Source organism: Petropleomorpha daqingensis (assembly GCF_013408985.1).
In the GTDB taxonomy this organism is placed as follows: domain Bacteria; phylum Actinomycetota; class Actinomycetes; order Mycobacteriales; family Geodermatophilaceae; genus Petropleomorpha; species Petropleomorpha daqingensis.
Genome location: NZ_JACBZT010000001.1, coordinates 2715952 through 2735468, shown reverse-complemented (window position 1 = coordinate 2735468; position 19517 = coordinate 2715952). Strand labels below are relative to the sequence as shown.

At 75.1% G+C, this 19517-nt stretch carries 19 protein-coding genes; 8 read left to right on the top strand and 11 right to left on the bottom strand.

The annotated features are described in order from the left end of the window. Window positions 1-3: 3 nt before the first annotated feature. From GGQ55_RS13455 to GGQ55_RS13430, 6 genes are read right to left on the bottom strand one after another with little or no spacing between them, the layout of a single operon-like run. Window positions 4-1077 (bottom strand): LCP family protein, encoded by a 1074-nt coding sequence (locus GGQ55_RS13455; protein ID WP_218859270.1) that lies wholly within the window; start codon window positions 1075-1077, stop codon window positions 4-6. A gap of 37 nt (window positions 1078-1114) precedes the next feature. Then, window positions 1115-2728: a serine/threonine-protein kinase gene (locus GGQ55_RS26485; RefSeq protein WP_218859269.1), complete on the bottom strand. Its 1614-nt coding sequence runs from the start codon at window positions 2726-2728 to the stop codon at window positions 1115-1117. Between the two features lie 45 nt (window positions 2729-2773). Next, window positions 2774-3412 (bottom strand): response regulator, encoded by a 639-nt coding sequence (locus tag GGQ55_RS13445; protein WP_179717459.1) that lies wholly within the window; start codon window positions 3410-3412, stop codon window positions 2774-2776. After that, complete coding sequence (locus tag GGQ55_RS13440; protein ID WP_366489258.1) at window positions 3409-4614, bottom strand: ATP-binding protein; 1206 nt, start codon at window positions 4612-4614, stop codon at window positions 3409-3411. Before GGQ55_RS13440 ends, GGQ55_RS13445 begins: the two co-directional genes overlap by 4 nt. Further along, window positions 4611-5432, bottom strand: a complete 822-nt coding sequence (locus GGQ55_RS13435; RefSeq protein WP_179717455.1) for an ABC transporter permease — start codon at window positions 5430-5432, stop codon at window positions 4611-4613. Before GGQ55_RS13435 ends, GGQ55_RS13440 begins: the two co-directional genes overlap by 4 nt. After that, window positions 5429-6259 carry an ABC transporter ATP-binding protein gene (locus GGQ55_RS13430; RefSeq protein ID WP_366489256.1) on the bottom strand — a complete coding sequence of 277 codons (831 nt, stop codon included), beginning with the start codon at window positions 6257-6259 and terminating at the stop codon, window positions 5429-5431. Before GGQ55_RS13430 ends, GGQ55_RS13435 begins: the two co-directional genes overlap by 4 nt. 202 nt (window positions 6260-6461) lie before the next feature. On the opposite strand from GGQ55_RS13430, the gene GGQ55_RS13425 reads away from it, so the two are divergent. From GGQ55_RS13425 to GGQ55_RS13410, 4 genes are all read left to right on the top strand, one after another. Continuing rightward, window positions 6462-7931, top strand: coding sequence for an AlkA N-terminal domain-containing protein (locus GGQ55_RS13425; protein ID WP_179717451.1), 1470 nt, complete (start codon window positions 6462-6464; stop codon window positions 7929-7931). Next, complete coding sequence (locus GGQ55_RS28420; protein ID WP_179717450.1) at window positions 7928-8434, top strand: methylated-DNA--[protein]-cysteine S-methyltransferase; 507 nt, start codon at window positions 7928-7930, stop codon at window positions 8432-8434. The genes GGQ55_RS13425 and GGQ55_RS28420 overlap by 4 nt, the downstream gene beginning before the upstream one ends. A gap of 428 nt (window positions 8435-8862) precedes the next feature. Next, entirely contained in the window at window positions 8863-9948 is a 1086-nt protein-coding gene (locus GGQ55_RS13415; protein WP_179717448.1) for a DNA recombination protein RmuC, read from the top strand. Window positions 9949-10154: 206 nt separating this feature from the next. Beyond that, complete coding sequence (locus GGQ55_RS13410; RefSeq protein ID WP_179717446.1) at window positions 10155-10901, top strand: DUF6542 domain-containing protein; 747 nt, start codon at window positions 10155-10157, stop codon at window positions 10899-10901. A gap of 105 nt (window positions 10902-11006) precedes the next feature. On the opposite strand, the gene GGQ55_RS13405 is transcribed toward GGQ55_RS13410, so the two are convergent. Further along, on the bottom strand, window positions 11007-11957 hold the full coding sequence (locus GGQ55_RS13405) for a 4-hydroxy-3-methylbut-2-enyl diphosphate reductase (RefSeq protein ID WP_179717444.1): 951 nt from the start codon (window positions 11955-11957) through the stop codon (window positions 11007-11009). A 118-nt stretch (window positions 11958-12075) separates the two neighbouring features. Here GGQ55_RS13405 and GGQ55_RS13400 point away from each other — a divergent pair, with 118 nt between their 5' ends. The 3 genes from GGQ55_RS13400 to GGQ55_RS13390 are packed head-to-tail and all read left to right on the top strand — an operon-like array spanning window position 12076 to window position 14514. Beyond that, a complete protein-coding gene (locus tag GGQ55_RS13400; RefSeq protein ID WP_179717441.1) occupies window positions 12076-13035 on the top strand; it encodes a lipid droplet-associated protein in 960 nt (319 codons plus the stop codon). 31 nt (window positions 13036-13066) lie between these two features. Continuing rightward, entirely contained in the window at window positions 13067-14296 is a 1230-nt protein-coding gene (gene xseA / locus GGQ55_RS13395) for an exodeoxyribonuclease VII large subunit (protein ID WP_179717439.1), read from the top strand. Next, a complete protein-coding gene (locus tag GGQ55_RS13390) occupies window positions 14293-14514 on the top strand; it encodes an exodeoxyribonuclease VII small subunit (RefSeq protein WP_179717437.1) in 222 nt (73 codons plus the stop codon). Before xseA ends, GGQ55_RS13390 begins: the two co-directional genes overlap by 4 nt. A gap of 66 nt (window positions 14515-14580) precedes the next feature. On the opposite strand, the gene GGQ55_RS13385 is transcribed toward GGQ55_RS13390, so the two are convergent. Beyond that, window positions 14581-15198 (bottom strand): DUF4245 domain-containing protein, encoded by a 618-nt coding sequence (locus tag GGQ55_RS13385; protein ID WP_179717435.1) that lies wholly within the window; start codon window positions 15196-15198, stop codon window positions 14581-14583. A 44-nt stretch (window positions 15199-15242) separates the two neighbouring features. On the opposite strand from GGQ55_RS13385, the gene glpX reads away from it, so the two are divergent. Then, the gene (gene glpX / locus GGQ55_RS13380; RefSeq protein ID WP_436277831.1) at window positions 15243-16301 is read left to right on the top strand and encodes a class II fructose-bisphosphatase; all 1059 of its coding nucleotides are present in this window, start codon (window positions 15243-15245) and stop codon (window positions 16299-16301) included. On the opposite strand, the gene GGQ55_RS13375 is transcribed toward glpX, so the two are convergent. The 3 genes from GGQ55_RS13375 to GGQ55_RS13365 form a co-directional block, all read right to left on the bottom strand. Then, window positions 16298-17587 carry a serine/threonine-protein kinase gene (locus tag GGQ55_RS13375; RefSeq protein ID WP_218859268.1) on the bottom strand — a complete coding sequence of 430 codons (1290 nt, stop codon included), beginning with the start codon at window positions 17585-17587 and terminating at the stop codon, window positions 16298-16300. The genes glpX and GGQ55_RS13375 overlap by 4 nt on opposite strands. A 151-nt stretch (window positions 17588-17738) precedes the next feature. Then, a complete protein-coding gene (locus GGQ55_RS13370) occupies window positions 17739-18647 on the bottom strand; it encodes a hypothetical protein (protein WP_179714520.1) in 909 nt (302 codons plus the stop codon). Between the two features lie 131 nt (window positions 18648-18778). Further along, window positions 18779-19483: a hypothetical protein gene (locus tag GGQ55_RS13365; RefSeq protein WP_179717433.1), complete on the bottom strand. Its 705-nt coding sequence runs from the start codon at window positions 19481-19483 to the stop codon at window positions 18779-18781. Between the last annotated feature and the right edge of the window lie 34 nt (window positions 19484-19517).

Here is a 19517-nt window from a genome sequence, read left to right as displayed (position 1 = left end):
CGCCTAACCGGCCGCCAACCCCGCCTGCCCCGTGCCGTTGACCACCCACACAGTCACCGACGACGGCACAGCAGCCGTGGCGTCCGTGTAGGCGGAGGGCTCCCCGACGATCCGGGTGATGAACGCCGGCAGGGCGGCCGTGTCGACCGCGACGATCGAGACGTTCGCGCCGCTCGAGTCGCGGATGGTCGGCGTCCCGAGGGTCGGGATCGTCGTGAAGGTGACGTCGCCGGCCGACAGCGACGAGAACTGCGACGCGAACGACAGCAGGTCCAGGCCCGGGTCGGTCTGCACCGCCGAGCCGACGGCGGACAGCAGCCGGTGCAGCCTGACCGGGTTGAGCAGCACGCCGCTGGAACTGACCTTGCCCAGCTCCGCGGCGAGGAAGTACTGCTGGCGCACCTCCCGGTCGAGGTCGCCGCGCGGCAGCCCGTGCCGCTGGCGGACGAACGACAGCGCCTGCTTCGCGTCCAGCGTGGAGACGCCGGCCGGCAGCACGGTGCCCGAGTACGGGTCGTCCACCGCCTGGTTCAGGCAGACCTGGATCGGCCCGAGCACCTGCGCGATCTCGTAGAAGCCGAGCAGCGACACCCGCGCGAAGTGGTCGATCTGCAGGCCGGTCAGGTTCTGCACCGTCTCGATGAGCAGCTTCATGCCGCCGGCGTCGCCACCGCCGTCCGCGGCACCGTCGGCGAACGCCGAGTTGAGCTTGCCCTTGCCGACGCCCGGGATGTCCACCCACGAGTCGCGCGGCAGCGAGATCACCGTGGGCTTCCCGCCGGCCGCCGGGGTGTGCAGCACCATCATCGTGTCGGTGTTGGTCGACCCGCCGTCCTCGCCGGTGCTCAGCTCGGCCAGCACCTGCGGGCTCGCGTTCGCCGGCCGGTGGTCGTCGCCGACCAGCAGGATGTTCTCCGCCGGGTCGTCCGCGGCGCCGTTCCCGGCGGGCAGGCCGGCCACGTGCGTGATCGAGTCGCCGAGGGTCCGGTAGGCGACCCAGCCGTATCCGCTGCCGACCAGCACGGCCAGCGACACCAGGGTCGCGAGGCCGCGCGAGATCCGGACGGCGAGACGCACTCCTCCGACCGTATGCAGCCGACCTGCGAGTTCCCTGTCAGGAGCTGTGCTGCACCGAGGCCAGGATGTCGTCGAAGGTCGGTTTCCAGTCGTCGTAGATCGAGGTGGGCGCGGCGAAGACGAGCAGGATCTTCCCGCCCACGGAGGCTCCGTAGATGCGCAGCTCCTGGTCGCCGCTCAGCCGGTAGACGCCCTCCAGCTCCACGGCGTCCTGGCCGTCGACCTGCACCGTCCCGGTGGCGGTCAGCCCGGACCCGGACGGGAACACCGACAGGATCTGGCTGGCGACGTCGGCGGGCTGCTCGTTCTCCAGCCCCGACGCGGGGTCGACGTAGAGGCTGACCAGCCGCTCGGGGTCGTCCGCGGCGATCCCGGCGGCGGTGTTCAGGGTGTCGGCGTCGTTCGACGTCGGGTTGTACAGGTCGGGCGGCCCGAAGGTGACCGCGTTGGTGCTGTCCGCCGGTGGGTGCGACTGCCAGCCGACGGGCAGGTCCGCCTGGTACGGGACGACGCCGAGCTGCCGGGTCACCAGGTCCGGACCGGCCCAGGGCCGCCACACCAGCAGGACGGCGCCGATGACGAGCACCGCCGCGACCGCGGCGTAGGCCACCCACCGCCGCCGCTTCGGAGGGGGCTCGACCGGAGGCGGCGCGGCGACCACCGGCGGGGGCGGCTGGGCAGCGGGCGGGGCCAGCGGCTGCACCGGCGTGGCGCGGCGGGCCTGCTGCACGGTCTCCCCCGCGGCGCGCGGCGGTGGCACGGGCGGCCGCCGGGACGACGGCACCACCACCGGCTCCCCCAGGGCGGAGCGCAGGTCCCGCACCAGCTCGCCGCAGGACGCCGGCCGGTAGCCGCGCTCCTTGGCCATCCCGCCGGCGAGCACGTCGTCGACCGCCGGCGGCAGCTCCGGCCGCACGTCGGTCAGCGGCCGCGGCTCCACCGACATGTGCGCCCACAGCAGGGCGGCGTCCTGGTCCTGCACGAACGGCGGCTCGCCGGCCAGGAGCTCGAACGCGACGCAGGCCAGCGCGTAGACGTCGGTGCGCGGGTCGACCTCCTCGCCGCGGATCTGCTCGGGCGCGACGTAGTGCAGCGAGCCGAGGAACTGCCCGGTGCGGGTCAGCCCCGACACCGACGTGGCGCGCTTGGTCAGGCCGAAGTCGGTGAGGTAGACGTGCGTGCGCGGCGGCAGCGACGTGGCCGTGGCGCCGGCGAGCAGGAAGTTGCCCGGCTTCACGTCACGGTGCACCAGCCCCGCCTCGTGCGCCGCGTCGAGCGCCTCGGCGCCCTGGGTCAGCAGGTCCGTGGCGGTCGGCGGGTCCAGCGCGCCCCGGGTGGCGAGCACGGTGTGCAGGTCGACCCCGCGGACGAAGCGCATGGCCAGGTAGAGCAGGCCGTTCCAGTCGTCGGCCTCGTAGACCGGGATGACGTGCGGGTGGTCGACGGCGGCGGCCAGCCGCGACTCGCGCACGAACCGCTCGCGGAAGCGCTCGTCCTCCGACAGTTCCGGGGAGAGCACCTTCAGCGCGACCGGCCGGTCGAGCCGGACGTCGGTGGCCCGGTAGACCAGCCCCATCCCGCCGCGGGCGTGCAGCTCCTCGACGCGGTAGCGGGAGACGACGGTCCCCGGCTCGAGCCCTGCCTGCAGCATGGGGACCTCCCCTGGGAGGCGGCCAAGCCTAGGGCCGGAGGGCGCTCAGGTGGCGCTGCCCGGACCCGGCAGCAGGCCCCGCTCGACGGCGACGAGCACCGCGCGGGTCCGGTCGTCGACGCCGAGCTTGGCGAACACCCGCAGCAGATGGGTCTTCACCGTCGCCTCGCCGATGAACAGCTCCCGGCCGATCTCGGCGTTCGTCAGCCCGCGCGCCACACCGGCAAGCACCTCGAGCTCGCGTGCCGTCGGGGCCTCCGGCGCCGGCGCGCGCAGCCGCGACACCAGCCGGGCGGCGACCGGGGGCGCCAGCACGGTCTCGCCGCGGGCCGCGGCGCGCACCGCGTCGGCCAGCTGCGGCAGCGGCGCGTCCTTGAGCAGGTAGCCGGACGCGCCGGCCTCGACCGCGCGCACGATGTCGGCGTCGGTGTCGTAGGTGGTCAGCACGAGCACCCGGACGCCGGGGTGCGTCGCGGCGAGCCGCTCGATGGCCGCGACGCCGTCCATCCGCGGCATCCGCAGGTCCATGAGGACGACGTCCGGCGTCGTCTCGGCGACCCGGGCGAGCGCCTCCTGCCCGTCGCCGGCCTCCCCGACGACCGCGAGGTCGGGCTGCGCGTCCAGCCAGCCGACCAGGCCGCCGCGCACCACCGGGTGGTCGTCCACCACCAGGACCGTGATCATGCGCCCGGCACCCGCACCGTCACCCGCGTCCCCTCACCCGGCGCCGACACGACGTCCAGCTCGCCGCCCACCTCGGCCACCCGGCTGCGCAGCCCGGCCAGACCGTGGCCGGCCGGCGCGGACGGGTCGAAGCCGACGCCGTCGTCCTCGACGTGCACCGACACCGCACCTCCCACCGTCGACAGGCGCAGGACGACGGCGCTCGCCCCGGCGTGCCGGCGGACGTTGCTCAGCGCCTCCTGGGCGCCGCGCAGCAGCACCACCTCGTCGTTGCGGGACAGCGCCGGCGCGCCGTCCAGCGCCGCGGTGTCCACGCGGGTGCTCACCCCGGTCTCCCGGCCGAAGCGCTCGGCCAGCCGGTACAGCGCCTCGACCAGCGTGGCCTCCTCCAGCGGCACCGGCGAGAAGGCGGCGACCATGGCCCGCGCCTCGGCGAGGTTCTCCCGGGCCACCTCCTCGATGAGCGCCAGCCGCTCCCGGGCGGCGGCCGGGTCGGTGCCCAGCTGGGCCGCGGCGGTCTGGGACAGGACGACGATGCTCGTGTAGCCCTGGGCCAGCGTGTCGTGCACCTCCCGCGCCAAGCGCTCCCGCTCGGCCACCACCCCGGCCTCGTGGTGGGCGGAGGCGAGCTCGGCCCGGGTCTGCTCGAGCTGCTCGATCAGCGCCGCCCGCTGGGCGCTGAGCGCGAGGCTGCGGGTGATCCACAGCCCCAGCAGCAGGCTCAGCACCGCCCCGACGAGGGTCTCGCCGGGCCCCCACAGCGGTTCGTCCCCCTGCGCCCACGCGATCGTCGGCCCGAGCAGCCCGGCCACGGCCAGCGCGAGCGTCCAGAGCACCCCGGCGCGGATCGTGTCGACCACGAACCACACCAGCGGATAGGCCACGAACATCACGAACAGCAGCGACGGCTGCTCCCAGGCCAGCACCCCGACGACGGCGACGTGCACCGCGAGGAAGGCCCGCGGCCGCCACCCCGACTGGTCGACGAACGCGGGCACCGCCAGCAGGGCGTAGGCCACGGCCCAGATCCCGAGGCAGGCGAGCAGCAGCCCCCGCGAGCCGTCGACGTGGCCGGTCGCCACCTGGACGGCCGCGAGCGCCACCAGGACGGCGAAGGTGGCGGAGAAGGCCACCACGACGGCGCGCCCCGAGGCGGCGGTGGACACCAGCCGCCCCGGGGCCGGGGCCGAGGACGAGGTCACCGGTCGGTCCGGCGCCAGCGGAAGGTCCGGGTGCACACCACGATCCCGATGATCACCCATGCGACCAGCACGAGCGCCGTCTTCCCGTGCTCCCATCCGCCCGCGATCTCGAACGCGCCGTCCGAGTCGGGCAGGAACGCCGAGCGCATGCCCTGCGTCAGCCACTTCAGCGGGAACAGCGCGGCGACCTGCTGCATCCAGCCCGGCAGCTCCAGGAAGCCGAAGAACACCCCGGAGAAGAACTGCAGGACGATGGCGAACGCCGTGATCGCGGTGGTGGTCGCCGTCGCGCTCCCCGGCAGCGCCGAGGCCGCGATGCCCAGCACCGTGCCGGAGAGCGCGCCGAGCGCGGCGACCCACAGGAACGTGGCCCAGTGCGCGGCGTCGGCCGGCATCGGCACGTCGTACGCGACGTGCGCCAAGGGCAGCAGCAGCGCGAGCTGCAGGGCCGCGGTCACCAGCACCTGGCCGGCCTTGCCGGCGAAGTAGGCCGCCGGCGGGGTGCCGAGCAGCTGCAGCCGCTCCAGCCCGCCGGTCTCGCGCTCGGCGGCCACGGCGGAGCCGACCGCCTGGAAGCTGGTCAGCATGATCCCGGTCGCGGCGATCCCGGCCAGGAAGTAGTGCGTGAACGGGACGCCGCCCGGGCGCTCGTCGCCGCCCAGGACGGCGGCGAAGATCACCAGCATCACCAGCGGGTAGGCGAAGCCGAACACCACCTGCTGCCGCTCGCGGAAGTACAGCCGCACCTCGAGGCCCACGCGGGCACGGGCGATCCGCAGCGCCGAGGGCGGTGCGGGACGGGTGAGGGTCGTGGTCATCGGGTTCCTCCTTCGACGAGCTGGAGGTAGACGTCCTCCAGGCCGGGGCGGGTGACGGACAGGCCGGGGACCTCGCGGTGCGCGGCCAGCAGGTCGCGCAGGACGGTGGAGGGTTCCTCGGTGCGGACCGAGCGGCGGTCGCCGTCCTCGGTCCAGGAGACGGTGGTGACCCGCCGCAGGGCGCCGCCGAGCTCGTCGGGCGGGGCGACCTCGACCAGCCGGCCGGCGGACAGCACCCCGACCCGGTCGGCCAGCTGCGCGGCCTCGTCGAGGTAGTGGGTGGTGAGCAGGACCGTCGTCCCGTCGGCGCGCAGGCCCTGGATCAGCGCCCAGAACTGCCGGCGCGCCACCGGGTCCATGCCGGTGGTCGGCTCGTCGAGGAACACCAGCTCCGGCCGGCCCTGCACGCCGAGGGCGACCTCGAACCGGCGGCGCTGGCCGCCGGAGAGCCGGTCCACCCGGGTCCGCGCCTGCTCGGTGAGCCCGACCGCGGCGAGCAGCTCGCCGCTGTCCCGCGGCACCGCGTGGTAGCGGGCGAAGTGGTCGAGGGTGTCCCGGACACCCAGTGCGGCGCTCGCGCCGGCGGTCTGGCCCACGACACCCACCCGGTCCCGCCAGGACCGGCCGGCCCGCGCCGGGTCCGCGCCGAGGACGGCGACCTCGCCGCCGTCCCGCCGCCGGACGCCCTCGAGGATCTCGATCGTCGTCGTCTTGCCCGCCCCGTTGGGGCCCAGCAGCGCGAAGACCTCCCCGCGCCGCACCTCCAGGTCGAGGCCGTCGACGACGGTCCGCTGCCCGTACCGCTTGACCAGGCCGCGCACTCGCACGGCCGGTTCCTCTTGGGGCGCGGGGGCGAACGACCCCGGCGCCGCTGCTGTGCTCTGCATGGCCATGACACTCCCGGCCGGCGCGCGGGCGCGGGACGACCGAAGCGCTGGTCCTGCCGTCCACCGATCGGTGGACGGCGCACCCACGGTGACGTCCGGAAACCGCCAGTGGACGTCGGACCCCGGTGGCAGGCTCTGCGCCGTGGACCTCGAGTTCGAGCGGTGCTACCGGGCGGTCGCCAGCCGCGACGCCCGGTTCGACGGCTGGTTCTTCACCGCCGTGCACACCACCGGCATCTACTGCCGCCCGTCGTGCCCGGCGCGCACGCCGATGGCCCGCAACGTCTCCTTCTTCTCCACCGCCGCGGCCGCGCAGGCCGCCGGGTTCCGCGCCTGCCGCCGCTGCCGGCCCGACGCCGCCCCCGGTTCACCCGAGTGGGACGTGCGCGCCGACGTCGTCGCCCGGGCGATGCGGCTGATCGCCGACGGCGAGGTCGAGCGCTCCGGCGTCCCCGGGCTGGCCCGGCGGCTGGGCTACTCCGAGCGGCAGCTGCACCGGCTGCTGGTCGGCGAGCTCGGCGTCGGCGCCCTGGCGCTGGCCCGCGCCCGCCGGGCGCAGACCGCCCGGGTGCTGATCGAGACCACCGACCTGCCCATGGCCGACGTCGCGTTCGCCGCAGGGTTCGCCAGCATCCGGCAGTTCAACGACACCGTCCGCGAGGTGTTCGCGACGACGCCGACGGCGCTGCGGGCCAAGCGGCGCGGCACGCCGGGCACCCCGGGTGAGCTGACCCTCCGGCTCACCGCCCGGGCGCCCTACGACGCGGCCGAGGTGCTGCTGTTCCTCGGCGCGCACGCGGTCCCCGGCCTGGAGGAGTGGGACGGGACGACGTACGCCCGCGTGCTCGACCTGCCGCACGGCCCCGCGGTGGTCCGCCTCTCCCCCGCCGCCGACGGTTCGGTGAGCGCCCGGCTGCGGCTGACCTCGCTGCGCGACCTGGGCGCCGCGGTCAGCCGCTGCCGCCGCATGCTCGACCTCGACGCCGACCCCTCGGCCGTCGACGAGGTGCTCGGTGCCGACCCCGCGCTGGCCGCGCTCGTGGCCGGCGCGCCGGGCCGGAGGGTGCCCGCGTCGCCGGACGCCGCAGAGCTGGCGATCCGTGCCGTCCTGGGCCAGCAGGTCTCGGTCGCCGGCGCCCGCACGCTGACCGGCCGCGTGCTGCACGCCGCCGGCACGCCGCTGCCCGAGCCGGTCGGCACGCTGACCCACGCCTTCCCCCGGCCCGAGGCGCTGGCCGACGCCGACCTGACCGCCGTCGGGCTCACCGGCTCGCGGCGGCGCACGGTGCACGCGCTGGCCGCCGCGCTCGCCGACGGCGACATCCCGCTCGACCCCGGTGCCGACCGGGCCGAGGCGTCGCGGGCGCTGGTCGCCGTCCCGGGGATCGGGCCGTGGACCGCCGCACTGGTCGGCCTGCGCGGCCTGGCCGACCCCGACGTCTGGCTGCCCGGCGACCTCGCGCTGCGCCGCTCGCTGGCCGCGCTCGGCAGCTCCGACACCGATGCGGCCGGCCGCTGGCAGCCGTGGCGCTCCTACGCGGTGATGCACCTGTGGGCGCTCGCCGTGCCCACGCTGTTCACCCGAGCTCCGGCACTGAGGAGCGCCTCGTGACCGCCCGCTCGGCCACCGTCGCCACCCCGCCCGGGCCGTTCACCGTCGTGGTGGACGACGACGACGCCGTCCTCGCGGCCGGGTGGACCGCGGAGGTCGCCGACCTGCTGCCGGTCGTGCACCGCACGCTGCAGCCGGCCGCCCTGGAACGCGTGCACCACCTGCCGGTGCTCGACGTCGTCGAGGCCTTCCACGCCGGCGAGGTGGGGATCATCGACGGCGTGGTGGTGCGGCAGCGGTCGGGGCCGTTCCTGCAGGACGCCTGGGAGCAGCTGCGCCGCGTGCCGGCCGGTTCCCCGGCGACGTACGCCGAGTTCGCCGTGCGCTGCGGCCGGCCGGCGGCGATCCGGGCGGCCGCCAACGCCTGCGCCCGCAACGCCGCCGCGCTGTTCGTGCCGTGCCACCGGGTGATCGGGTCGGACGGCGGGCTCACCGGCTTCCGCTGGGGCACGCCGGTCAAGCGCTGGCTGCTCGACCACGAGGCGACGCACAGCGTGGCCTGACATGCGGTCAACGGCCGGCCGGCGTGGCCGGCCTGGAAGAAGAAGAACCCGAGCCGGCCGATGCCCGGCGGGGTGCCGGCGGTGGGCTCGACCGTGAGAGCCGCGCTCAGCCAGTTCTCCGGCATGCGGAGTCGACCGGGCCGCCGCCGGTGACCGCCGGGTCGCTCAGGTCGGCCTGGATGATGACCGGGCCGGCCCTCGGCGCGCTCGCGGGCGAGCCGGCTGCCGGGCTCGACGTCGCAGCCGCGCTCGCCCGGGCCGCCGGGGCAGCCGTCAGGTGATGGGCCAGCCCTGCGCCGTCATCCCCCCCCCCCCCCCCCGTCTCGATCCCGGCGGAGTAGAGCACGTCGGCGCGGCGGAATCCAGAACGACGCGGTCCCGCCTGTCGGTACCGGAACTGTCGGTGGTCTCCGGCAGCCTGCCGGACCATGGACGCCGCTTCCCTGCTCCTCGGGCTGCTGCTCGGCGCGCTGCTGGCCACCGCCGTCACCCTCGGCGTGGTCACGCTGCTCGCGCGCCGCCGGCCGGCCGAGTCCGGCCTCGAGCCGGTGCACGAGTCGCTGGACCACCTGCACCGGCTGATCGCCGGCATGGAGCGCGCCCGCGCCACCGCGCACGGCGAGCTGCGCGAGCAGATGGGCACGGTCGGGCAGACCTCGGCGCAGCTGAAGCAGGAGACCGCCGCACTGGTCACGGCCCTGCGCACCCCGCACGTCCGCGGCCGCTGGGGCGAGGTGCAGCTGCGGCGGGTGGTCGAGGTCGCCGGGCTGCTGGAGCACTGCGACTTCGTCGAGCAGCCGGCCTCGGTCAACGACTCCGGCGCAGGCGTCCGCCCCGACCTCGTGGTCACCCTCGCCGACGGCCGGCAGGTGATCGTCGACGCCAAGGTGCCGTTCACCGGCTACATCGAGGCGGTGCAGGCGACCGACGAGGCCACCCGCCAGCAGCGGATGAGCGCGCACGCCCGGCAGCTGCGCGCGCACGTCGACGCGCTGGCCGCCCGCCGCTACCCGACCGCGTTCCGCCCGGCGGCGCCGTTCACCGTGCTGTTCGTCCCGTCCGACGGTTTCCTCACCACCGCGCTGGAGGCCGAGCCCGGGCTGCTCGAGTACGGCTTCGGCCGCGACGTCGTCCTGGCCACGCCGAGCACGCTGCTGGCCCTGCTGCGCACGGTCGCCTACTCGTGGCGGCAGGAGCGGCTGGCCCGCGACGCCGACCAGGTGCTGGAGGTGGGCCGGCGACTGCACGCGCGGCTGACCACGCTGTCCGGGCACCTCACCCGGCTCGGCTCGGCGCTCGGCGCGACGATGGCCCGCTACAACGAGACGGTCGGCTCCTACGAGACCTCGGTGCTCACCGCGGCGCGCCGCTTCGACGACCTCGGCGTGGGCGAGCAGCCGGTGCCCGAACCGCAGCAGCTGGAGGCGACGGTCCGCGCGCTGCGCCCGGCCGAGCTCGGCAACGAGGCGGCACCGCCGTGCGAGAACGACACGCGCAACGGAACGCACGGATAGCGGATCCGGGCACAAACCGTCCGTCCCACCCGTTGCACCCGGTCGAACACCGGCAGTCCTGTCGTTCCGTTCCCGTGTCGACTTCGGCACTTGTTGACAGAGCGACTCGGCCTGGACCTCCCGCGGTGTCGCGGTCGCACTGGTTACCGTGACCCTCGACAGGAGGTGGCCGTTCCGGGCTGCCCGCGAACGGACGGGAGGGGCGCATGGCGGTGAACGCAGCCGACGCCTGGCAGCAGAGCGGGTCCCGCGCCGACCGGCCGTACCGGCCCGCGCCGCGCGATCGGGCGATGGCGTCCGAGCGCCCCGCGCGCCCGCGCGGCAGCGTCCCGCCCCGCCGGAGCGCCGACCGCGCCGCCGAGCGTCCCCGCGAGCGCAGCCGCGCCGACTACTACGACGAGGCGCCGCAGTACTCGCGGCCGCCGGTCCCCCGCCGTCCCGAGACCAGCCGCCCCGTGCCGCGTGACCACGACCGCGCCGCTGAGCGCGAGCGTCCGGCGCGCCGTCCGGTCGAGCGCCGTCCGGTCGAGCGTCCCGACACCGAGCGCCCCGCCCGCCGTCCGGCCCCGGCCGTCGAGACCGGCGGCGGCAAGCTGCGCGGCCTGCTCGCCGTCCTGGCCGTCTTCCTGGTCACCCTGGCCGCCGCCGGCGTCGAGTCGTTCATCGCCACCGGCCTCGGGATCATGACCACGATCGCGCTGGCCGCCTCGACCGCGGTCGCCGCGCTCGTCGTCCGCCGTCGCGACCTGCTCAGCGTGCTGGTCTGCCCGCCGATCGTGTTCTCCGCGGTCGCCGTCGTGAACATGGTGGCGGCGCCGTCGGTGCACATCTCCGGCGTCAAGGCGTTCGGCCTGCTCATGATCACGATGCTGGTGCAGAACTTCCCGGCGATGGGGATCGCCACGGGCATCGCCCTGGTGATCGGCCTCGTCCGGCTCGCCGCGCGCCGCTGACCTACCGCTTCCCGCCTCCCGCGATCATGACGTTCGGGGAGGGACGCACCGTTCGACGACGGCGTGTCCCTCCCCGAACGTCATGATCGTCTCGGAAGGGAGCTCTCAGCTGCGGCGCGGGCGCAGCTCCGGCGGCAACGCGAAGACCAGCCGCTCCTCGGCGGCCTTGACCGTCTCGACGTCGGGGTAGCCGCGCTCGGCGAGCCAGTCGAGCACCTCGCTGACCAGCACCTCCGGCACCGAGGCGCCGCTGGTGACGCCGACCGTGGTCACGCCGTCGAGCCACGTCTCGTCGACCTCGTGCGCGAAGTCGACCAGGTGCGCGGCCCGCGCGCCGGCCTCGAGCGCGACCTCGACCAGGCGCACCGAGTTCGAGGAGTTGGTCGAGCCGACCACGATCACCAGGTCGCAGTCCGGCGCCATCTGCTTGACCGCCTGCTGCCGGTTCTGCGTGGCGTAGCAGATGTCGTCGCTGGGCGGGGACTGCAGGCCGGGGAACCGCTCGCGCAGCTTGTCGACCGTGGAGAGCGTCTCGTCGACCGAGAGCGTGGTCTGCGAGAGCCACACGACCTTCTCCGGATCGCGGACCTGCACGTTCGCGACGTCGTCGGCACCGTCGACGAGCTGGATCCGCTCGGGCGCCTCGCCGGAGGTGCCCTCGACCTCCTCGTGACCGCGGTGGCCGATCAGCAGGATGTCGTAGTCGTCCTTGGCGAACCGGCGGGCCTCCGCGTGCACCTTGGTGACCAGCGGGCAGGTCGCGTCGATGGTCCGCAGCGAGCGGGCGGCCGCCTCCGCGTGCACCGCGGGCGAGACGCCGTGGGCGCTGAAGACGACGACCGAGCCCTCGGGCACCTCGTCGGTCTCGTCGACGAAGATCGCGCCGCGCCGCTCGAGCGTGGCGACGACGTGCTTGTTGTGGACGATCTGCTTGCGGACGTAGACCGGCGCCCCGTGCAGCTCCAGCGCCTTCTCGACCGCGATCACCGCGCGGTCGACGCCGGCGCAGTAGCCACGCGGGTCGGCGAGCAGGACGCGTCCGCGCTGATCAGCCATGCCTCCCAGCGTACGTGCGCGGCCCGGACCGCCCCGGCGGATGAGACGAGCACCACGCTCGGGTGTAACCCCTGCCACCCCGTGTGTCGGGCGCACGGTTGTGGGGCAGGCTGTGCCCATGGCTCGTGAGATCCCCGAGGTTGTCCGCGCCGCCGCCGGGCTGGCCGCCACCGTGCTGGACGAGGCGCGCAAGCTGCCCGAGACGCTGCCCGGCCTGCCGGTCCGGGTGATCGGCTTCGCCATGCAGAAGGCGATGTGGGCGCAGCAGCAGTACGCCGGCCTGGTGGCCCGCGGTGACGAGCTGTTCACCGGGCTGCGCGGCGAGGACGAGCCCGGCCTGGCCACCTTCGACGACGACCTGCCCGAGGACGTCGCCCCGGCCACCGGGGCCGGCTACCGCGAGTCGGCCTTCGACCGCGCCGAGGTGCCCGCCGACGAGGACCTGCTGTCCGGCCTGCCCGAGGACGACGTCGCGCTGCCCGACGTCGGCGCCGCGGAGGAGGCCGACGCCGACGTCCGCGCGGAGTTCGAGGACAACCGGGCCGAGGAGGCGCTCGACGAGATCGCCCTCGACGAGCTCGTGGACGACGAGACCGCGGGTCTGCCGCCGGAGCCGTCGCCGGCCGAGGTGGTCGAGGCCGTCGAGGAGATCACCGCGCAGGTCGAGGACGCCGACGTCCTCGCAGCCGACGCGGCCGAGACCGCTGCCGGCGCCGACGAGGTCGACGTCGTGACCCCCGACGGCGAGGTGGCCACCGTCGAGGCGACCGTCACCGACGAGGGCGTCGCCGCCCCCGAGGCCGAGGCGGTCGACGAGGGCGGCACGACCGTGGCCGCCGCGACCGGACCGAGCACCTCGGCCCCCGCCACCGCGCCGGTCGAGGGCTACGACGCGTGGTCGATCGCGCAGCTGCGCGGCCGGCTGCGCGGCTACCAGGCGAAGACCGTCGTCGAACTCGTCGCCTACGAGGAAGCCACCCGCTCGCGCGAGCCGTACCTGCGCATGCTGCGCAACCGGCTGGAGAAGCTGGACGAGCAGGCGGTCGAGGCCAGCCCGCTCGCCCCGCGCGGCGCCTGAGCCGTCGGAGGCACATGGCAGTCTCGGGGGTGTGACTGCTCCCTCCTCCGCCGAGGCGCCGTGGCCGGTGCGCACGGTCGCCCGCAAGGTGGCGGAGTGGATCGGCCGGCTCGGTGAGGTGTGGGTCGAGGGCCAGGTCGCCCAGCTCTCCCGCCGCGGCGTGAGCAGCACGGTGTTCCTCACCCTCCGCGACCCCGCCGCCGACCTGTCGATCCCGGTCACCTGCGCGCGCGACGTCGTCGACCGCCCGGGCCTGGAGCTCGCCGAGGGCGCCCGGGTCGTCGTCCGCGCCCGGCCCGACTACTACATCGCCCGCGGCTCCTTCAGCCTGCGCGCCACCGAGATCCGCGCGGTCGGCCTGGGCGAACTGCTCGCCCGCATCGAGCGGATCCGGCGGCTGCTCGCCGCCGAGGGCCTGTTCGACGCCGCCCGCAAGCGGCCGCTGCCGTTCGCGCCGGCCGTCGTCGGCGTCATCACCGGCCGCGACAGCGCCGCCGAGCGCGACGTCGTCGTCACCGCCCGCCGCCGCTGGCCGGCGATCCGGTTCGCGGTGCACCACAGCCTCGTGCAGGGGCCCATGGCCGCGGCGAGCGTCATCGAGGGGCTGGAGAAGCTCGACCGCGACCCCGCCGTCGAGGTCATCGTGATCGCCCGCGGCGGCGGCTCGGTCGAGGACCTGCTGCCGTTCTCCGACGAGGGCCTGGTCCGCGCGATCGCCGCCTGCCGCACGCCCGTGGTCACCGCGGTCGGCCACGAGACCGACACGACCCTGGTCGACCACGTCGCCGACGTCCGCGCGGCCACCCCGACCGACGCCGCGCACCGGATCGTCCCGGAGATCGGCGAGCAGCGGCGGCTGGTCGAGTCCATGCGCGCCCGCGCCCGCCAGGTGCTCGCCGCCCGGCTGGAACAGCAGGAGCGGTGGCTGGAGTCGGTGCGCAGCCGCCCGGCGCTCGCCGCCCCCGAACGGATGCTCCACGGCCGGCAGGACGACGTGACGCAGCTGCGCGACCGGGCCCTGCGCACCGTCACCCACCGGATCGAGGGCGCCGAGCGCGACCTCGAGCACGCCCGCGCCCGCGTGGCCGCCCTCTCCCCCGCCGCGACCCTGGAGCGCGGCTACGCCGTCGTCCAGCGGGCCGACGGCGAGCTCGTCCGCGATCCCGACGCCGTCGCCGACGGCGAGCGGCTGCGGGTGCGGGTCGCCGGGGGCCGGCTGCCGGTGCGCGTCGACCGGACCAGCGACGAGGAGGAACCGTGACCGCCACCCCCGAGCCCACCCAGACCTACGAGCAGGCCCGCGAGGAGCTCGCCGAGGTGGTCCGCAAGCTCGAGGCCGGCGGGCTCACCCTGGAGGAGTCGCTGGCGCTGTGGGAGCGCGGCGAGCAGCTCGCCGAGCTGTGCCAGCACTGGCTGGACCGCGCCCGCGAGCGGCTGGCCGCCGCGAAACCAGAAGAGCGGCCTGACGAGACGAGCTGACCACGGCCGGCGTTGCAGGGGCCCGCGCCGAGCGGAGCGAGGCGTGGGGGGCAACGGGGTCCTTCGTCAGCCGGAGTAGGGCTGCACCGAGCCGGCGACGGCCTCCAGCTCCGCCTCCGACGCCGATCCGCTCACGACGACGGTGACGCCGTCGACGGTGCGGGAGAGCACGGTCTCCTCGTCGCGCTCGTGCAGACGGGTCGCGCGGGTCCAGGTGTCCGCGCCGATCTGCACGCTGCCGGCGGCGGTCGCGTCGTTGAGCAGCGAGGTGACGGGGTCGGCGCGCGGGTCGTCGCTCACCACGAACTCGGCGAACTGGTCCGACGGCGTCACGTAGCCGATCTCCAGCGTCACCGGGTCGCCCTCCCCCGCGTTCCCGGCGTCCGTGCGGATGCTCGTCGGGCGGTAGCCGCGCGGCAGGTCCGTCGGCACGAGCAGCGGGTAGCCGGCACGGTTGGCGGCCAGCTGCACGGTGGTCGCCGTCTCGATCGGCTTGACCGGCTGGACGTCGGGGCTCTGCCGGAACGAGGTCCACCAGACGACGCCCAGGATGATGAGCACCAACGGCACCAGCGAGCGCAGCATGTTCGCGAACGTCTGCTTCGACCGGCGGTCGGACACGGGCGGGGCGGGCTGCTCCTCCACCGGAGGTTGCGGTCGCTGGTCGGTCGGGCCTGAGGGCATGCACATAGGATCCCAGGACCCGGTGGTCGCTCGAGGAGGTCTGCGTGTCGCTGCACGATTCCCTGCCCACGAGCCCGGGGGCCGCCTTCCGGGCCGACCGCCCCGCGCCCGATCGCAACCTCGCCATGGAGCTGGTCCGCGTGACCGAGGCCGCGGCGATGGCGGCCGGCCGCTGGGTGGGCCGCGGGGACAAGAACGGGGGCGACGGTGCGGCCGTCGACGCGATGCGCGCGCTGATCGGCACGGTCAGCATGAACGGCGTCGTCGTCATCGGTGAGGGCGAGAAGGACCAGGCGCCGATGCTCTACAACGGCGAGCAGGTCGGCGACGGCCACGGTCCCGACTGCGACGTCGCCGTCGACCCGATCGACGGGACGACGCTGATGGCCAAGGGCATGCCCAACGCCATCGCCGTCATGGCGGTGGCCGACCGCGGCGCCATGTACGACCCGTCCGCCGTCTTCTACATGGAGAAGATCGCCACCGGACCCGACGCCGCCGACGCCATCGACATCACCGCGCCGGTCGCCGAGAACATCCGCCGGGTCGCGAAGGCCAAGCACTGCTCGACCGGCGACGTCACCGTCTGCATCCTCGACCGGCCGCGGCACGAGCAGCTGGTCGGCGAGGTCCGCGACGCCGGCGCGCGGATCAGGTTCATCACCGACGGCGACGTCGCCGGGGCGATCGCCGCGGCCCGCGAGGGCACCGGCGTCGACCTGCTGCTGGGCATCGGCGGCACGCCGGAGGGCATCATCGCCGCCTGCGCCCTCAAGTGCATGGGCGGGGCGCTGCAGGGCCGGCTCTGGCCCCGGGACGACGACGAGCGGCAGAAGGCCCTCGACGCCGGCCACGACCTCGACCGCGTGCTCACCCTCGACGACCTCGTCCGCGGCGACGTGTTCTTCGTCGCCACCGGCATCACCGACGGCGAGCTGCTGCGCGGCGTGCAGTACCGCGCCGGCGGGTGCACCACGCAGTCGCTGGTCATGCGCTCGCGCTCGGGCACCATCCGGATGATCGACAGCCGGCACTCCCTGGCCAAGCTGCGCGCCTACTCCGCGGTGCCGTTCGAGGCCGAGGGCGAGCGGGTCCTCGACTAACCGAGCACGAGGACCAGCGCCACCGCGACCCCGGCCACGACCAGCGCGACGAGCACCAGCACCAGCGGCAGCCGGGAGCGCATCGACGGGCGCTGGTCGTACTGGGGGCGCGCGGAGATCGGCTTGGGCCCGTCGACCCAGGCGACCGGCGCCGGCGCCCGCTGCTCCCCGGACACCGCTCGTTGCGGACTGCTGATCGGTCCCAGCGGCGGCGCGCTCGGCGGCCGCGGCGGCGGTGCGGAGAAGTTGATCCGGGAGGCGGGCGGGGCCGGCGTCGCCGGGCTCGCGGCCGGGTTCCGCTGCGCGGGGATGCGCGGCGAGGCGGCCGGGATGGCCGACGTCGGCGGCTCGGCACCCGCCCCGGACGCCGGCAGGCCACCGGTCGGGTTGGTCACCGGCCGCTGCAGGATCGACGTCTTCGGCGCCTGCGGGACGACGACCTGCGGCCGGGACGGCGGGACGCTGACCGCCTTGCGGGCCGCGGACGCGAGCGCACCGGCCGAGGCGTAGCGCTCGTCCGGGTCCTTGGCCAGGCCCTTCTTGACGACCTCGTCCAGGCCGCGGGGCACGCCGCGGCGCATGGTCGACGGGGCCGGCGCGTCGACCTTCAGGTGCGCGTACATCAGCGCCGCCAGGCCGTCACCGACGAACGGCCGCCGCCCGGTCAGGCACTCGTAGAGGACGCAGGCCAGCGAGTAGACGTCGACCCGCTCGTCGAGCGGCTGCTCGAGGAACCGCTCGGGGGCCATGTAGTCCACCGAACCGAGGGCGGCGCCGGTCATGGTCAGCGCCGGGCCGTCGGCATCGGTCAGCGAGCGGGCGATGCCGAAGTCGAGCAGGTAGGCGAAGTCGTCGTCCTCCTCGGTGAGCCGGATGTTCGACGGCTTCACGTCGCGGTGCACCAGCCCGTCGGCGTGCGCGGCGTCCAGGGCGCGGGCCACCTGGCCGACGATCGACACCGCGCGCTGCGCCGGCAGCGTGCCCTCGACCTCGAGCACCTGCGCGAGGTCGCGACCGGGCACCAGCCGCATGTCGAGGAAGAGCCGGCCGTCGATCTCGCCGTAGCGGTGGATCGGCACGATGTGCGGCTCGTTGAGCCGCGCGCACAGGTGCGCCTCGCGCCGGAACCGCTCGCGGTAGTTGCGGTCGGCCGCGAGCTCGGTGGACAGCACCTTGAGCGCGACGACCCGGTCGTGGCGGGTGTCGTAGGCCCGGTAGACCTCGCCCATGCCGCCCCGGCCGAGCATCGCCTCCAGGCGGTAGTCGCCGAACTGTTCCCGTTCCACCCGCGGCCCCCCACTGGTCCGGCGGAAGCCGCCCTCGCCGGTCTCGTCGCCGGCTGCGGTCGGGCGGAGTCTAAGGACCACAAGGCCTCCCCGGAAGACGAGAACGGCCCGGCTCCTCGAAGGGAACCGGGCCGTTCCGTGTCCGGGGGGCTCAGCCGGGGAAGGCGTCGGTGCAGTACGTCTGCGAACCCGGCGGCTGACGGCCGGCGCAGGTGTCGGCGTAGTCGGTGTAGGCAGCCAGGCCCGGGTCGTCCTTGGTGCCCAGGAACAGCAGGTCGCAGGAGGCCATCAACCCGTCGTGGCAGCTCTGGGCCAGCTCGTTCCAGGTCGGGTCGCTGCCCAGGCCGGTCGGGTCGATGGTCGCCGGTGGGATGTTGCCGTTGGTCGCGGTCTCCTCGGTGCTGGTCGAGGTGTCCTCCGTGGAGGTCTCCTCGCTGCTGGTCGAGGTGTCCTCGGTGGTGGTCGCCGCGTCCTCGGTGGTGGTGCTCGCCGAGGTCGTGCTGCCGGCCTGGCTGGTGTTGTCGTCCTTGTTCAGGAACAGGATCAGCCCGACGATCACGCCCGCGACGACGATCACTCCCGCGACGACCAGCGCGATGATCGTGCCCTTGTTGCTCTTCGGCGGCTGCTGGCCGTACCCCGGCTGAGGGTAGCCGGGCTGGCCGTAGGGCTGCTGCCCGTACTGCGACTGCTGGCCGTACTGCGGCTGCTGCCCGTACTGGCCGTACTCGGGCTGCTGGCCGTACTGCGGCTGCTGCCCGTACTCCGGTTGCTGCCCGTACCCGGGCTGCTGCCCGTACCCCGGCTGCTGCGGGTACTGCGGCTGCTGGCCGTACTGCGGCTGCTGACCCGGGCCGGGCGGCGGGTACTGGCCCGGCGCCGGGAACTGCGTCGTGTCGTCGCGCTGACCCCCGCCCTGCGCGGGGCCGCTCCCGGTCGAGCCGAACTGCTGCGTCGGCTCGTCCTGCGAGGGCTGCCCGGGTTGTCCCCAGCCCTGCTGTCCGGGCTGCTGCCCCGAGGGCTCAGTGCCCCCCGGAGGCGGGTACGGAGGCTGTGACATGTGCCGATCTCCTCGGGTCGGGGGGCGCCGGTGCGGATGCTAGGTGGCGCAACGCAACCGAACCAGCACAATCGGCGTCCCGGTTCCGACCTGATCGGCGCGTCGCCCGGATCCGTCCCCAGGCCGGTCGGTCAGTCGCCGTCGAGGTCCTCGCACGTGGCCGCGGTCAGCACGTCGACCCGACCACCGCAGGTCATCCCGTATCGCTCGTACTCCGTCATCGGGGGCGACAGGGAGTAGAGGTCGTCGCAGGCCGAGAGCAGCCCGTCGTAGCAGCGCTGCGCGTAGCCGTCCAGCCCCGGGTCGTCCGCGACCGGCGGCGCCGACGGCGGCGAGGTGGCCTCCGGCTCGAGCTCCGCGCAGGCCGCGACGTCGAAGGCCTTGACCCGCCCGCCGCAGGTCATGCCGTACTGCTCGTAGGACGAGCCCGACGGCGACCCGTCGAACAGGGCGTCGCAGGCCGTCATCGAGCCGTCGTGGCACTGCCGGGCCAGGCCGTCGAGATCGGTGTCGGTCCCGAGACCCGCGGGGTCCGACGGGGGCGCCGTCGTCGGGGCGGCCCCCAACCCGGGCCCGAAGCCGCCGCCGGCCAGCGCGGTCGCCTGGGTGTGGCCGACGTTGAGCCCGGCGACGACGACCAGCACGACCAGTCCGGCGACGAGCACCGCACCGCCGGCGACCAGGGCGACGGTCTTCCGTGTCCAGCGCCGTCGCGGCGGCGGGGGCGCGCCCCACGGCCCGGGCGGCGTCCCCCAGTACGGCGCCGACCAGCCGGGACCGGCACCGTAGGGAGGCGGCGGCGGTGCGGCGGGCGGGTACGACGGCGGGTGGGTCACGACGGGGCCTTCCGGGGCGAGGGTTCCGGCGGAG